Source organism: Streptomyces shenzhenensis (genome assembly GCF_003688995.1).
Classification (GTDB): domain Bacteria; phylum Actinomycetota; class Actinomycetes; order Streptomycetales; family Streptomycetaceae; genus Streptomyces; species Streptomyces shenzhenensis_A.
In genome coordinates, this window is the sequence record NZ_PENI01000047.1 from 1 (window position 1) to 13,294 (window position 13,294).

The 13,294-nt window shown below is 70.8% G+C and carries 13 protein-coding genes and 2 pseudogenes; 4 read left to right on the forward strand and 11 right to left on the reverse strand.

The window, feature by feature from the left end:
- Positions 1-725: 725 nt before the first annotated feature.
- The 3 genes from CTZ28_RS42015 to CTZ28_RS42025 all read right to left on the reverse strand — a co-directional run bounded on the left by CTZ28_RS42015 (position 726) and on the right by CTZ28_RS42025 (position 3,875).
- Positions 726-1,337 carry an HAAS signaling domain-containing protein gene (locus tag CTZ28_RS42015; RefSeq protein WP_121895035.1) on the reverse strand — a complete coding sequence of 204 codons (612 nt, stop codon included), beginning with the start codon at positions 1,335-1,337 and terminating at the stop codon, positions 726-728.
- Positions 1,334-1,699 (reverse strand): PadR family transcriptional regulator, encoded by a 366-nt coding sequence (locus CTZ28_RS42020; protein WP_121895036.1) that lies wholly within the window; start codon positions 1,697-1,699, stop codon positions 1,334-1,336. The genes CTZ28_RS42015 and CTZ28_RS42020 overlap by 4 nt, the downstream gene beginning before the upstream one ends.
- 64 nt (positions 1,700-1,763) lie before the next feature.
- Positions 1,764-3,875, reverse strand: a complete 2,112-nt coding sequence (locus tag CTZ28_RS42025; protein ID WP_121895037.1) for an acyltransferase family protein — start codon at positions 3,873-3,875, stop codon at positions 1,764-1,766.
- A gap of 344 nt (positions 3,876-4,219) precedes the next feature.
- Here CTZ28_RS42025 and CTZ28_RS42030 point away from each other — a divergent pair, with 344 nt between their 5' ends.
- The 3 genes from CTZ28_RS42030 to CTZ28_RS42035 all read left to right on the forward strand — a co-directional run bounded on the left by CTZ28_RS42030 (position 4,220) and on the right by CTZ28_RS42035 (position 6,155).
- Positions 4,220-4,600 carry an antibiotic biosynthesis monooxygenase family protein gene (locus tag CTZ28_RS42030; protein ID WP_121895038.1) on the forward strand — a complete coding sequence of 127 codons (381 nt, stop codon included), beginning with the start codon at positions 4,220-4,222 and terminating at the stop codon, positions 4,598-4,600.
- 165 nt (positions 4,601-4,765) lie between these two features.
- Positions 4,766-4,927, forward strand: coding sequence for a hypothetical protein (locus CTZ28_RS47545; protein ID WP_183154858.1), 162 nt, complete (start codon positions 4,766-4,768; stop codon positions 4,925-4,927).
- A gap of 46 nt (positions 4,928-4,973) precedes the next feature.
- Entirely contained in the window at positions 4,974-6,155 is a 1,182-nt protein-coding gene (locus CTZ28_RS42035; protein ID WP_121895039.1) for an RICIN domain-containing protein, read from the forward strand.
- A 116-nt stretch (positions 6,156-6,271) separates the two neighbouring features.
- Here the strand turns inward: CTZ28_RS42035 and CTZ28_RS42040 are convergent, their stop codons facing one another.
- Positions 6,272-6,709: a RidA family protein gene (locus tag CTZ28_RS42040; protein WP_121895040.1), complete on the reverse strand. Its 438-nt coding sequence runs from the start codon at positions 6,707-6,709 to the stop codon at positions 6,272-6,274.
- 92 nt (positions 6,710-6,801) lie between these two features.
- Between CTZ28_RS42040 and CTZ28_RS42045 the strand changes: the two genes are divergently transcribed.
- Positions 6,802-7,302 (forward strand): MarR family winged helix-turn-helix transcriptional regulator, encoded by a 501-nt coding sequence (locus tag CTZ28_RS42045; RefSeq protein ID WP_121895041.1) that lies wholly within the window; start codon positions 6,802-6,804, stop codon positions 7,300-7,302.
- 81 nt (positions 7,303-7,383) lie between these two features.
- On the opposite strand, the pseudogene CTZ28_RS49090 reads toward CTZ28_RS42045, so the two are convergent.
- The 7 genes and pseudogenes from CTZ28_RS49090 to CTZ28_RS42080 all read right to left on the reverse strand — a co-directional run.
- A pseudogene (locus CTZ28_RS49090) lies at positions 7,384-7,728 on the reverse strand (MarR family transcriptional regulator); the annotation flags it as partial.
- A pseudogene (locus CTZ28_RS42055) lies at positions 7,725-8,600 on the reverse strand (sensor histidine kinase); the annotation flags it as partial. The pseudogenes CTZ28_RS49090 and CTZ28_RS42055, both read right to left, overlap by 4 nt.
- Positions 8,601-8,661: 61 nt before the next feature.
- Entirely contained in the window at positions 8,662-9,921 is a 1,260-nt protein-coding gene (locus CTZ28_RS42060) for an RNA polymerase sigma factor (protein ID WP_121895042.1), read from the reverse strand.
- A gap of 2 nt (positions 9,922-9,923) precedes the next feature.
- Positions 9,924-10,343, reverse strand: a complete 420-nt coding sequence (locus CTZ28_RS42065) for a YciI family protein (RefSeq protein WP_220795542.1) — start codon at positions 10,341-10,343, stop codon at positions 9,924-9,926.
- Positions 10,344-10,371: 28 nt separating this feature from the next.
- Complete coding sequence (locus CTZ28_RS42070; protein WP_121895091.1) at positions 10,372-10,716, reverse strand: DUF1801 domain-containing protein; 345 nt, start codon at positions 10,714-10,716, stop codon at positions 10,372-10,374.
- Positions 10,717-10,766: 50 nt separating this feature from the next.
- Entirely contained in the window at positions 10,767-11,315 is a 549-nt protein-coding gene (locus CTZ28_RS42075; protein ID WP_121895044.1) for a dihydrofolate reductase family protein, read from the reverse strand.
- A gap of 721 nt (positions 11,316-12,036) precedes the next feature.
- Positions 12,037-12,963: a CPBP family intramembrane glutamic endopeptidase gene (locus CTZ28_RS42080; protein ID WP_259472059.1), complete on the reverse strand. Its 927-nt coding sequence runs from the start codon at positions 12,961-12,963 to the stop codon at positions 12,037-12,039.
- Between the last annotated feature and the right edge of the window lie 331 nt (positions 12,964-13,294).

Genomic DNA, 13,294 nt, shown 5'->3' on the forward strand with positions numbered 1-13,294 from the left:
GCCAAAGCGGTCCCTGAGACATAGTCCGAGATGGTGGAGCTGGACGGCATGACGCCGGCCTCCCAGGGCAAGGTGCCCAAAGACAGCCGGGACCGGGGAGTGACAACCGTGAACGAGACCCCGGCACGCACCACAGACCAGGGATGACCACAGCGCGGCAGCACCGCAGGCTAGGACACCTGGAAGCACTCCCACGGGAAACCGCACTGCCGCACACCCACCCCCAACACCAAGGAACAACCGCGCATCCCGAAAGCACCGAGTGAGGCGGACCAGCTGTGCAACACCCACACCGAACACCCCACCAACGACACCACCCTCCACACCCACGAAACCAGCCACCACAACCCGAAAGCCACAACCCGCCAGGCCAAAAGAACTCAGAGAGCTGACACAAGCACAACGCACACAACCGAATTGATAACCAACCCTACAACCACCCACACACAGCCACCCGAAACCCCACGACAACACCCAAAACCAGCGTTTCAGAATTGAGTGGGATTCCCCGCACCATCAGCAGCACCCACAGGACACTCAAGGCACAACCACCCCCACAACCAGATCCTCGTGGCCATGCCAACCCCGGGCACGCTCGCACACACCACCCAGACATGACACCCCGTGGGACACCGCTCCCAGCTTCAAACGGCAGCACCGCTGAATACAGGAAAACCAGGACGCCGCGGCCGGTGTGGCTGACGAGTTGGTGTTCTGGTTCTGGGTTAGTTGGAGGTCGCTGTGGTGGTTTCGCGTAGGTGGGATGCTGTTCGGGACAGGCCGATGGCCGCTGCTGCGGGGGCGCACCAGGACAGTAGTAGCGCGGTGATCAGTTCGGCCGCTGTGAGCCCGTTGCTCGCCAGGATGAAGATGAGGCTGAGGGCGGGAACGGTGATCAGCGGTGCCAGCATCAGTACCGTCGCGCGTACCTTTTCCGGGCGCATCCACTGGGGGGACTTCCAGATCCGCCAGAGACCGGCGACCGCGGCGGCCAGGCCGAGGATGCCGATCACCGGGACGGCGGTGAGCGGGAACGCCAGGACGACGAGGGCCAGTGTGACCCGGGTGCGTGTCCGGCTCTCCGGTCGGGGTCCGGCGGGGAGGCTGGGTTCCTCTGCCAGGGCTGCGTCCGCGATGGCCCCGGGGTCGCCGAGCTGGTCCAGGACCCGGCTCACGGCCGCGTCGTCGGAGTGGTCGGCGTCGGCCAGGCTCGCCTCGATGTGTTCGCTCAGGTCGGCCAGGAGTTCCTCGCGGCGGGCCTTGGGCAGAGCGCCGGCCCGCTGGTCCACGGAGGAGAGGTAGGCCCGGACGAGGGGGTGGGTGCGGGTGTCGGTCATGTGGTCTCTCCAGGGGTGAGGAAGTGGTCCACGGCGGCGCGGAAGGCGGGCCAGTCGTCCGCGAACTCCCGTAGTGCGGCGCGGCCGGCGTCGGTCAGCGTGTAGTACCGGCGGGGCGGTCCGTTGCCGGACTCCTGCAGGTGGGTGTCGGCCAGTCCGGAGCGGCGCAGGCGGGACAGCAGGGGGTACATCGTTCCCTGGCTGGTCGCCATGGCGTCGACCCGTGCGAGTTCCTCCACCAGTTCCACTCCGTACCGGGGGCCGTCGCGCAGCAGCGCCAGTACGCAGTACTCCAGTACGCCCTTGCGCAGTTGGCTGGCAGCACGACTGTCCCCGGGGTACTTTGCATCACCAGCTACCATGCAAAGCATGCTAGCAGGTTCCATGCTTTGCAAGATAGCCGTTTCGGGGCGAGGTCCGGTGTGTTCAGGGCGTACCCATGAGGCGGTCCAGCGGTGGTGCCAGGACCGGGGCGAGCGCGGCGGCGTATGCCTCCGAGAGGTGGCTCTCGTCGCGGTAGACGGCGGTGTCGGCGACGACTACGGGGCAGATACCGGTGCGGGGGGCGCAGAGCCAGGCGGTGGGGTCGATGACGGTGGTGGCCGTTGCGGACGCGGCGGTACGGAGGGCGGTGCCGCGGGACGCGTCGCGGGTCGCGTCCGGCAAGTGGTTCGCGCAGGCGCGTAGTTGGAGGGAGTTCCTGGCGGCGCAGTCGACCGGGTCGCCCTTGGGCCATGGGGTGTCGAGCAGGGCGGCGACCCGGACGCCGGAGGTGCCCAGGTCACGGAAGGTGTTCTCGAAGCCGGTGGTCCACTGGCGGAGGGGGTCGGCGGCGGGGCGGGCCGGTTCTCCGGCGTCCGAGGAGGAGACGACGACCAGGTCGGGGCGCAGGGTCCTGATCCTTGCCATGGCGTTGGAGCGCCAGGTGTCGCAGGCGGTGTACGGCTTGTGGCCGCTGCCGATGGTCACGTCGGCGACCTTGCAGGAGGCCTTCGTCATCGAGACCAGCTTCCAGCGGCGTGCGGTCGCGATCCGTTGCAGGGCCGGGAACCACTGCGCCGCGTGGGAGTCGCCGAAGAGGACGACCGTGCGGGAGGAGGTCCGGTCGCCGTACACGCAGGGCCGGGTGCCGGTGGCGGTGTAGCCGACGTGGCAGCCGTCCCGGTAGACCGCGGAACGGGAGGACTTCACCTGCGGCAGGGACGGGGTGAGGTTGCTCGGCAGAGCGGTGGGGGACGACGCCAGGAGTTCGGTGAGACGGGCCCGCGGAGCCGGTGCACCGGAGAGAACCTGCGCCAGCGCGGGCGCTGGGCCGCCCACCTCGATCGTCGGCGGGACCGCCGTCGCCGTCAGGGACAGCGCCGAGGCACCGACCGACAGGGCGGCCCCGAGCACCAGGGCGCGGCGGGGGCGCCTGCGGAAGGCCCGGTGGAAACGGACCGGGTTCTCGACCAGACGCAGGGTCAGCCACGCCAGGCCCAGCGCCGCCACGGACAGCCCGAGCGCGAGCGGCACACCGGCCGTCCCGTCGGCGCGGCCCAGTGCCACCGGCCCTATGACCAGCAGCGGCCAGTGCCACAGGTACCAGCCGTACGAGAGTCCACCCAGCCACACCAGCGGCCGCCGCCCCAGCAGCCATCCCGCGCCGCGCGGGGCGGGCGTGCAGCCGCCGGCCAGGACGAGCACGGTACCGGCGACCGGCACAAGGGCGTACCAGCCGGGGAACGGCGTCTCCTCGTCGTACCCGACCGCCGCCAGCGTGACGCAGGCCAGGCCGAGCCAGGTCAGTGGGGCCGCGAGGGCAGCGGGCAGCCGTTCCAGCCGGCCGGCGCCCAGCGCCAGCAACGCGCCGGCACCCAGTTCCCAGGCCCGGGTGAGAGAACCGAAGTACGCCCAGGGCGCCGAAGAGCCCGTCACGAGGACACCCGCCACGAACGACCCCAGACACAGAACCCCCAACGGCACCGCGACCAGCCGGCGCCGCCCGCGGGCCACCCGCCAGGTGAGCAGCAGAAGCAACGGCCACACCAGGTAGAACTGCTCCTCCACCGCGAGCGACCAGAAGTGCTGGAACGGCGACGGCGGACTGTTCTGGGCGAGATAGTCCGTACCGGCCGCCGCCAGCCGGAAGTTGACCGCGTACAACGCGCTGGCGAGAGCGTCACCCGCGTACTCGGCAAGCCGCACCTTCGACAGAAACAGCCACGCCCCGCCCAGCGTGACCGCGATGACCAGGGACGACACGGGAAGCAGCCGCAGCGCCCGGCGGGCGTAGAAAGAACGGACCGACACCCGGCCCGTGGTGGCGAGTTCACGCAGCAGCAGCGACGTGATGAGGAAACCGGACATCACGAAGAAGACGTCGACACCGATGTAGCCGCCGCTGATCTGGGACACGCCGGCGTGGGAGAGCACCACCAGTACGACGGCCACCGCACGCAGGCCCTGGATGTCGAACCGCAGGGCATGGCCTGGGGGTGGTACGGATCTGCTGTCCGCGGGGACGGCACATGTCCCGGCGGACGTGACACTCGGCATCAGATGACTCCTCGGGGTGCCTGACATGCTTCGGTTAGGAAGACATCTCCGCCGCCGCACGCGATCCGTTGCCGTCACTCCTACTTCGCCTCAGCCATGAAGGTTCAACCACGCGAAACCATCGGTTCACCCCCACTCAGCCCAGCGCCAAGAGACAGCGAAGCGACAGCTCACCTCTGGGCGGACGGCTGGCGGGTGTGGTCGCCCGCCACAGCCACATCCGCCGCCCGGTCGCCTTCCCGCCGATGCGCAGCGGCAGGCCGGTCCGATGACTCCATAGCCGCCGGCGAACTCAGGAAGGACGCTGGAGGGGCGTTGGGCGCGCCCCGCCTTACGGTGGCGCCATGAGCGATCACTCGGAAGCGCCTGTCGCGCCCGTCGAGGCCTATGAACCCCCTTACTACGTGGCTGTCTTCACCACGGTGCGCACCCAGGACCAGAGCGGCTACCGCGAGACCAACGCACGCATGGAAGACCTGGTGAAGGATGTCCCCGGGTTCCTGGGGATGGACCATGCGCAGACTCCCGGCGGGCTGGGCATCACCGTCGGGTACTTCCGCGACGCCGACGCCCTCTCCGAGTGGCGGAACAACGCCGAGCACCGCGCGGCGCAACAGCGCGGGCGAGCCGAGTGGTACCAGAGCTACACGCTGCATGTGGCGAAAGTGGAGCGGAGTCACGGGTTCGTGCGAGCAGGGGTCCCGCAGGGCCCGACAGCAGGCTGACCGACCGGAGTCACCTCGGCGGCCGTCCCGCCAGGAGCGAGGGTGATCATGTGGCGCGTGACGTTCACCGTTTCGATGTTTGGATGCAACCAGGCGTGGTCCAGAGTTAGTTGCGAAAGCTGAGGCGCTGTCAGCCAGTGGAGCGGGCTGGGGCGAGGGGGTCGGATGAGCCGGTGGAACGGCCGTCCGGTCCGATGCCGTGCCGCCGCCGTGGCCTCCCGCGCCGGGCAGGATCGGGACGGCAGCCTGTCCATCGGCGCCGGCCTCGCCCGCGTCCTGCGCGCGCTCGCGCGGCTGGAGCATGCCCCCGGCGTGGGCGGCCACTGACGAGAGCGCGCGGCCAGCCCCCACCCACCGACAAGGAGCAGCGTTCATGCCACGTCAGCACGAACCCCCGGCCGGCGAGACGTCCCCCGTCGCCGTCCGCCGTGCGGTTCCCGTGCCCCCGCCGGGCGAGGACCCCGGCGCCGACCTCGGGCCGCGCACCCCCGACCCCGACCCGGCCGCCCCGGTACCCATACCGGAGTCCCCCACGCCCGCCCCCAGACGGCTCTTCGGACGGCGCTCCGGGTCCGCCGCCACAGAACCCGGATCCGCCGGGCAACAGCAACAACAGCAGCAGGCCGCGGGCGACGGGCCGGAACCCGAAGCCGCGGCCGGTGTCCTCTTCTCCGGGCACGACGACGGCCCCGACGCCCCGGACACGACCGGGCAAACGCCCGGACGGCCCCGCGGACCCATGCTCGCCGCGGCCGCCATCGCCGGCGCGGTCCTCATCTCCGTACCGTTCCTGGTCCTCGGACTGAGTGACGACGACAGCCGCACCGTCAAGACCGCGCCCGTCGGCGGTACGACGCTCGACCCCGGCCTGTCCGACGACAAACCGGCCGCCGACTACACGGCCGAGTCCCCGTCGCCCTCCGCCTCGCCGAGCCCCTCCCCGTCGAAGTCCGCGTCCCCGAGCGTGGCTGCCGCGCCGCCGGCGCCGGTGGTGTCGCCGCCGGCCACCAAGAAGACGGCCAGCCCGAAGCCGAAGAAGACGGTCGCCAAGCCCAGCGCCCGTGAGCTGGCCAACGCCGCCTCCGCGTCGACGAACGTGGGCCTGAAGAACGCCAGTACCGGCATGTGTGCCGACATCCCCGGCGAGGGGCACGGCTCGGTCGCCGGCCCCGTGAACCAGCACAGCTGCGGGCTGACCTCCGCGGACAACATGCTCTGGGATCTGAGGGTCTCCTCCAAGAACGGCGGGCCGCAGGGAGCGAGTCTGTTCGTCGCCGCCAACCGCAAGGACGGGCTGTGCCTGGACGTGCCCAACTACGGCACCGTCGACCCCGGGACAGGGGTCGCCGAGTACTTCTGCGACGCGACGACCGCGGACAACCAGCTCTGGTGGCTGGAGCCGCAGCCGGGCGGCACCTACTGGATCCGCAACCTCGCCAGCAACCTGTGCCTGAGCGTGCGAGGCGGCGCCGCCGCCGGCGAGAACGCCAGGCTCCAGGTCGTCCAGTGCGTCGGCACGGCGAGCAGCGCGCTGCACTGGACCCTCGTCCGGTAGACCACCGCGGACAGGCCCCGGCGCCGGGCCCCTGAACGAGCCGGCAGCCGACCGTTGTTCACAGCGGTCGGCTGCGCATGCACGGCTGTGCCGGTGCGTCCGGTCCGCGGTGGCGGTCAGGCGTTGTGGCCGGCGACGGCGGTGACGCGGATCTCGACGCGCATCCCGGGGGCGCCGAGCGCCGGCACCCCGACCTGGGTCCAGATGGGCGCGCGGTCGCCCATGCGGCGGCGGAACTGCTCGACCATGACCCGGTTGTGATCCTCGCCGATGGAGTCCGGGGAGCTCGGGATGTGGTACGAGTTCACGGCGATGACGTCGCGCCATGTGGCGCCGGCCTGCGCGAGGGTGCGCTCGACGTTGTCGAACGCCTGGATGATCTCGTCCTCCAGGGTCTCGGGGAAGTTCCAGTCGTCGTCCCATCCACCCTGCCCCGAGGTCTCGATGCGGTCTCCGGTCCGCACCGCCTGGCTGTAGTGCATGGTGGCCAGTTGTGTCTCGCCGTAGCCGGGAGTGACGTAGAACTCCGGTGTGTTCGTGGTGGTGGCGGGCATGGAGAATCCCCTCGATTGACTTCACGCGTGAAGTCAAAGTATCACGTCGGCACTTCATGCGTGAAGTCAATCCGGCTTGGTAGGGTGTTCCCATGACCAGCCCCTCGCCCCCGGACACCGGCGGTGGCACGGCGGATGAGCCACTGTGGCTCACCGCGGCCGAGAAGGAAGCCTGGACCGGGCTGGTCTCGCTCGTCCTGCTGCTGCCGGGGCGGCTGGAGTCGCCGTTGCAGCGCGAGGCCGGCCTGACGCTTTTCGAGTACCTGGCCCTCAGCCACATCTCCGAGACCCCGGAGCACCGTCTGCGGATGAGTGAGCTGGCGTACCTCGCGAACGGCTCGCTGTCCCGCCTGTCCAACGTCGTCAAGCGGTTCGAGCAGCGGGGATGGGTGGAACGCTTCCCCGATCCCGACGACGGCCGCTTCACGATCGCCGCTCTGACCGACGCCGGCTACGAGGTGGTCGTCGCCTCGGCGCCGACACATGTACGCGCGGTACGTCAGCTGGTGCTCGACCCGCTGACCGCCGCCGACCAGCGGGCCCTGGCCCGCATCGCGGCCAAACTCCGGACGCGCCCTGTCGACCTGGCATAGGGCCTTCACGATGTGAACCACGCCGATCGCCATCATGTCGCGGCCCCGGGGTGTCACCCGTGCCGGCTTGCGACGTGCGTCGTGCGGGTCGGTCTCCTTGTCCATGTACCCGAGTTGCTCCAGTGCGGTGATCGTCTTCGCGGCCGCCTGCTTGGAGACCGACAGCCGGCGACCGAGCCCCGAAGCGGTGTCCGCGCCCCCGTCGATGGCGCGCAGGGCGAACTCGTGGAGGGGGCGGACAACGCGTTTCCCGCTCTCTGCGGTACTCCGGATACGTTCACCGGGGACGACGTCGACGAGTTCGCCCGGTCCTACGCGCGAACGGGCGCCTTCGTGGGCGCGTCCGGGCTCTACCGCTCGATACTCACGGAAGGAGACGAGATCCGCGCGTCGGCGACCCGGGGCGGCGGATCGGGCCGCGGTCAGTGGCCGGTGCCGGAGCGGTCGGGGTGTAGTGGGAGCAGGATGCGGAACGTGGCGCCCCGGCCGGGGGTGGTGCGGATGTGCACGCGGCCGTGGTGGGCGCTCACCAGGGAATGGACGATGGACAGGCCCAGGCCGGCCCCTCCTGTCGGGATGGTTCGGCCGCGGGCGTGGTCGGCGCGGTAGAAGCGGTCGAACGCGTGGGCGGCCTGCTCGGGTGTCATGCCCGGCCCCTCGTCGCTCAGTTCGAGGACCGCCCGGCCGTCCCGCGTGCCGACGCCGATGCGCACCGGTGTGCCGGGCGGGGTGTGGGCGACGGCGTTGCCGACGAGGTTGGAGGTCACCTGGCGCAGGCGTGCCTCGTCGCCGAGGACGGGGGCGCCGCGGGGCGGGCCGCCGCCGGGACCGGTCAGGGTCACGGGGCGCCGGGGATCGAGGGCGCGCAGGTCGTGCAGGGCGTCGGCGGCCAGGGTGCGCAGGTCCATGAGGGTGAGGCACAGCGGCAGGTGTGCGCCGCCGTCGGCGGCGTCCTCGTCGAGGCGTGCGAGCAGCAGCAGGTCCTCGACCAGGCGGACGAGGCGGGCCGCCTCGCGTTCGATACGGTTCATCGCGCTGTCGACGTCGGTGCGTTCGGGCATGCCGCCCATGCGGTACAGCTCGGTGAAGCCTCTGATGCCGAACAGCGGGGTGCGCAGTTCGTGACTGGCGTCCGCGATGAAGGTACGCATACGCTCGTTGGTGGCGGCGCGCGCGGCGTCTCCTGCCTCGATCCGGTCCAGCATGCCGTTGAGGGCGGTGGACAGGCGGCCCAGTTCGGTGCGGGTGGACGCCGGTTGCGGGACCCGGCTGGACAGGTCGCCGCCCGCGATGCTCTGCTCCGTAGAAAGCACACTGACCACCGGCGCCACGGCTCAACAGCGGAGCGCCGCGGGGCTGTCAGCGGTCCGGCCGGCGCTCGGCGAGCGTTGTGGTCATGCGTTCGAGCAGCAGCCGGCGCTCATGCCGGGTGGGCGCGAGTTCGGCGGCGCGCTCGAGTTGTTCGGCCGCCTCGGCGTTCCGGCCGAGGCGGAGCAGGAGGTCGCCCCGGACCGCGCCGAACAGGTGGTAGCGGGCCATCCGCCGGTCGTCCAGGAGGGAGTCGACCACCGCCAGCGCGGTCTCCGGTCCGTCGCTGTGGAGGAGGGCCACTGCCCGGTTCAGCTCGACCACGGGGGACGGCGCCAGTTGGCCGAGGGCGTCGTAGAGCGCGACGATGCCGGCCCAGTCGGTGTCGGCGAAGGTGACCGCCCGGGCGTGGTATCCGGCGATGGCGGCCTGGAGCGTGTAAGGACCGAGCGGGCGGCCCAGACCGGTCGCCCGGTCCAGCATGGCGAGACCGTGGGTGATGAGTGTCCGGTCCCAGCGCCGCCGGTCCTGGTGTTCGAGCAGCACCGGCGCGCCGTCCGCGTCGGTACGGGTGGGGAACCGCGAGGCCTGCAACTCCATGAGCGCGACCAGCCCGAAGACCTCGGGTTCGCGCGGCAGCAGTCCGGCGAGTACGCGTCCGAGCCGCATCGCCTCCTGCGCCAGGTCCCGTCGTACCCACTGGTCGCCGGAGGTGGCCGCGTACCCCTCGTTGAAGACGAGGTAGATGACTTTGAGCACCGCGCCGACCCGGGCCGGCAACTCCTCGGCCGGCGGGGGCTCGAAGGGAACCCGCGCTTCCGACAGCGTGCGCTTCGCCCGGGAGACACGCTGACCGAGCGTCGCGGAGGGCACGAGGAAGGCCCGGGCGATCTCGTCGGTGGTGAGCCCGGCAACCAGGCGCAGGGTGAGTGCCACCCGCGACTCAGGGGCGAGTACGGGATGGCAGGCGATGAAGACGAGGGTGAGCAGGTCGTCGGGGATCCGGTCGAGTGCCTGCTCGGCAGCGTCGGGGGCCCGGTCGTCCAGGTCGGCGGCCATGAGGGCCGCCTTGCGCCGGCCGGTCTCCTCCCGTCGGGCACGGTCGATCGCCTTGTGCCGGGCGGTGGACATGAGCCACGCGCCCGGCCGCGGCGGGACACCGTCGGAGGGCCACTGTTCGAGGGCGGCCACGAACGCCTCGGAGGCGAGGTCCTCGGCCACCGCGACATCCCCGATCTGCCGGGCGAGCGTGGCGATGATCCGCGGCGACTCGATCCGCCACAGCGCCTCGATCGACCGGCGGACGTCCATGATCAGCCCTCGCCGCCCCGCTCCTGGAGCTGCCGGCTCTTTTCGAGAGTCGCGGGGTCGACGGTCTCGGCGAAGTCCGCCATGTCGAAGAACGGCCGGATCTCAAGCGTCTGCGTCGCACCGTACTGCGGGTCGAAGGGGCATCGCTTCGCCCATTCCACGGCCTCCGCGAGCGAGCTGACCTCCCAGATCCAGTAACCGGCGATGATCTCCTTCGACTCCGTGAACGGCCCGTCGACCACCGAGGTGCCGCCCGCCGTGAAGACCACCTGGGCCCCGGCCTCGCTGGGTTTCAGCCCCTCTCCGCCGAGCAGGATGCCGGCGTTGACGAGCAGTTCGTTGTAGGCCTGCATCTTCTCGAACATCTCCTGTGACGGCCGGGCCTTGCCTTCGTCGGCGCCGGTCCCCTTCGTCGTCACCATGACACGCACGATGTGGTTCCCTCCCCTGTCAGTGCACGCCGCAGGTCCGGCGCAGGACGTCGGCGATGAGGTCGTAGTCGACCTCATCGCCCTCTCGGATGTCGACGGCCTTCCGATCACCGTTGCCGAGCGGCCGAAGCAGCCCCGGCACGGCGTCGACGCCGGCCGCGTCGAACACCATGAACGAGACCTTGTCCTTCGCGACGTGGATCACCGCCGCGTGACCGCCGTCGCGAAGAAAGTGCGGCTTACCGTACAGGAAGGCCTCCTCGACGCCGGGGATCGTGCGGTGCGCCAGCTGACGCAGCCTCGTGCACACCTGTTTCTGCCAGGGTTTCGCCTTCTCGATGTAGTCCGTCACGTCGTCGTTCATGCTGTCCTCCCAGGTGGGTGCGGGTTTGCTCGCCGGTGCCGTCACGTCCGTCACCGCGTGGTCGGGCGGTAGGTGAGGACCACCACGCCGGAGTCGAAGGTCTCCGCGTCCGCCAGCTCGACCGGGCAGGTGCTCGCCGGCCGGAAGAGCGGCCGGCCGTCGCCCTTGAGCACCGGGTGGACCCAGATGCGGTACTCGTCGAGCAGTCCGGCCGCGGCGAGATCGTCGGTGAGCCGGCCGCTTCCCCAGACGAGGATGTCGGCGCCGTCCTGCTGCTTGAGCGTGTCGACCGTGCCGACCAGCTCGTCCCCGGGGATCACCGTCGCCGGTCCCCACGCGGCGGTGTCGACCGGCTCGGAGGCGACGACGTACTTGGGAATCGCGTTGACGTGGTCGGCGTACGGATTGCTGCCCATGTTCGGCCACGCCTGAGCCATGCCCTCGTAGGTGACGCGGCCCAGGAGCAGCGTGTCGGCGCCGAGGGTCAGCTCGAAGGCGTGCTTCTGCGCCGCCTCGTCGTGGTACCGGAGCGACCACTCGTGCGGGTCGTCGATGTAGCCGTCGAGCGTCGTGTAGGTGGAAGCGATGATCCTGCGCATGGGAGTTCTCCCTGATGAAGTGATCGGGCCCGGTGGCCCTGCTGCCAGGTCTTCGAACGGGAGGCCGCGTTTTCGACATCGACGGGAGAGAAAACCGCGGACGGGCCCTGGGCGGCGGACGTTTTCCATGCGTTGATGGATGTGTGAGGGTTCTGCGCCCTCTGAGAGAAGCCGGCGCACCGGGAGGCCGCGCCGTACGCGCTGGACCAGGCCGTCGCCGGGCTGCGCGGGCTCGCCGCCACGCTGCACGTCGTGGACGGGGGCCGGCTCCACCTCGTCACGAGCCGGGGCTGCCTCAGGACGCCCTGCGCACATGGGAGGGGCTGGACACAGGGGTATCCGGCAGCGGACCGGCACGCACCATGACCCAGCGCGCGCTCGTCCGGCTGACCGTCGCGGCCGACTGCCCCCTCCGCCCCGGCCGGCATCGGTCGGCGCACACCGGCGCACCGGGCGGCCGCCGCGCGTACGGTACGGAGCCGGGGACGGAGTTGCTCGGTCCGGTCGAGTTCGGTGTGCATGTCCCGGTGGCGTTCGGTGAGTTCGCCCGCGCAGTTGCAGTGCCTCGCCGGCCTGATGGAGAAGGTCCGGCCGGTTCCTGACCTCGCTCCGGTGCGTCCAGGTCGCGCAGCGGGAGACGCGGCGGCCCGGCCTGTCTGGGTGAGACGGCCGGGTCCGGGCGTCGCCGGTGGTGGCGGGGTCGTGCTGTGGGCGCTGCCGGTCAGTCGGCCAGCGCGGGCCTGGGCTGGCCCAGCCGTCCTCGTGTCGCTATCAGCAGGATCAGGGCCGCCACGGCCGAGACGAGCAGGAAGGTGTGGGACGCGTCGCTGCGCCCCAGGTCGGGGAACATGTCCGACCACGCCGTGGAGATGTAGTTGTTGACGCCGCAGTGCAGCAGCATCACGAGCGGCATGCTCTCGCCGGACTTGTTGAACACCCAGGTCATCACGGCGCTGAACGCGATGGTCGTGGCGATGAACTCCACCGGCTCGATCAGCGCCACATCCGGTCCGCCGCCCCACTCGGTGAGGAACAGCGGCAGGTGCCAGATGCCCCACAGGACACCGACGACGGCGGTGGCGGTGAGGGCGCCGTAGCGGTTCTGCATGCGGGGCATGGCGAACTCGCGCCAGCCGGGCTCCTCGGCGAGGCCGGTCGTGAGCATCTGCATCAGCAGGGCGGGCAGGTAGGCGACGAGGATCGCGGCGGAGGGCAGTTCGGGCGCGCGGCCGGACAGCGCGGCCGAGCCGAGCATCAGCGCGACCGGCACCGCGAGGACGACGACCAGATACCAGCGCCAGCCGACCTTGAACTTCGTCATGCGGGTCCGCCAGGTCCGCAGGCCCGCGCGTCCTTCCAGGACGCCGGTGACGAGGAGGGCCGCGGTGATCGGCCCGAGGTAGGCGCCGGGCAGGACGCCGAGGAGCTGGGATCCGACCGCGCCGCCGGGGAAGGTGAAGTCCCAGGCGCCGATGCCGTTGTGGGAGAGGATGTACGGCGTCCAGGCCACCCAGCTCAGCCCGTAGGCCAGTGCGAAGAACCAGGTCAGGGGGTGGCGGCGGATGCTGCCGCGCAGCCCCGTGTGCTGCTGGGGCGGGGCCGGCGGGGTCGGTGTGATGCCGGGGGTGACGGGGACGGAGGAGCTCACCGCGGTGCCTTTCGGAGGGGCTGACGTGATGTGCTCAGCTCATCAGTGCGGGGCTCGGAGATCATTGGGGTGCGTACCCCAACTCCAGGTACAGCAGGCTGTACCTGACGTGTCGTCGGGCTCCGAGCGCTCCGCCGGAAGAGCCGCGGCGTCCGTCGTTCGTGTGCGGCGCCGCGGTGGCTGGGCGCGCAGTTCCCCGCGCCCCTACCGGGGCGCTGCCGGACCCAGTCGTGTGGGACCACTGCCACCGAGCCGATTCGGCCCGTCGGAAACCTCATGCGTCACAGGTGTTTCAGACGTCGGCGATTCGGCCAGGCCCCGCCGCCCGGCG

What these genes read in the sequence shown, in the direction of transcription:
- CTZ28_RS42060 (WP_121895042.1), bottom strand. Translation starts at nt 9,921, where the DNA reads ATGGACGTCCGCCGGTCGATCGAGGCGCTGTGGCGGATCGAGTCGCCG.
- CTZ28_RS42025 (WP_121895037.1), bottom strand. Translation starts at nt 3,875, where the DNA reads ATGCCGAGTGTCACGTCCGCCGGGACATGTGCCGTCCCCGCGGACAGC.
- CTZ28_RS42070 (WP_121895091.1), bottom strand. Translation starts at nt 10,716, where the DNA reads ATGAACGACGACGTGACGGACTACATCGAGAAGGCGAAACCCTGGCAG.
- CTZ28_RS47545 (WP_183154858.1), top strand. Translation starts at nt 4,766, where the DNA reads ATGAGCCGGTGGAACGGCCGTCCGGTCCGATGCCGTGCCGCCGCCGTG.
- CTZ28_RS42035 (WP_121895039.1), top strand. Translation starts at nt 4,974, where the DNA reads ATGCCACGTCAGCACGAACCCCCGGCCGGCGAGACGTCCCCCGTCGCC.
- CTZ28_RS42020 (WP_121895036.1), bottom strand. Translation starts at nt 1,699, where the DNA reads ATGGTAGCTGGTGATGCAAAGTACCCCGGGGACAGTCGTGCTGCCAGC.
- CTZ28_RS42045 (WP_121895041.1), top strand. Translation starts at nt 6,802, where the DNA reads ATGACCAGCCCCTCGCCCCCGGACACCGGCGGTGGCACGGCGGATGAG.
- CTZ28_RS42015 (WP_121895035.1), bottom strand. Translation starts at nt 1,337, where the DNA reads ATGACCGACACCCGCACCCACCCCCTCGTCCGGGCCTACCTCTCCTCC.
- CTZ28_RS42040 (WP_121895040.1), bottom strand. Translation starts at nt 6,709, where the DNA reads ATGCCCGCCACCACCACGAACACACCGGAGTTCTACGTCACTCCCGGC.
- CTZ28_RS42075 (WP_121895044.1), bottom strand. Translation starts at nt 11,315, where the DNA reads ATGCGCAGGATCATCGCTTCCACCTACACGACGCTCGACGGCTACATC.
- CTZ28_RS42030 (WP_121895038.1), top strand. Translation starts at nt 4,220, where the DNA reads ATGAGCGATCACTCGGAAGCGCCTGTCGCGCCCGTCGAGGCCTATGAA.
- CTZ28_RS42065 (WP_220795542.1), bottom strand. Translation starts at nt 10,343, where the DNA reads ATGGTGACGACGAAGGGGACCGGCGCCGACGAAGGCAAGGCCCGGCCG.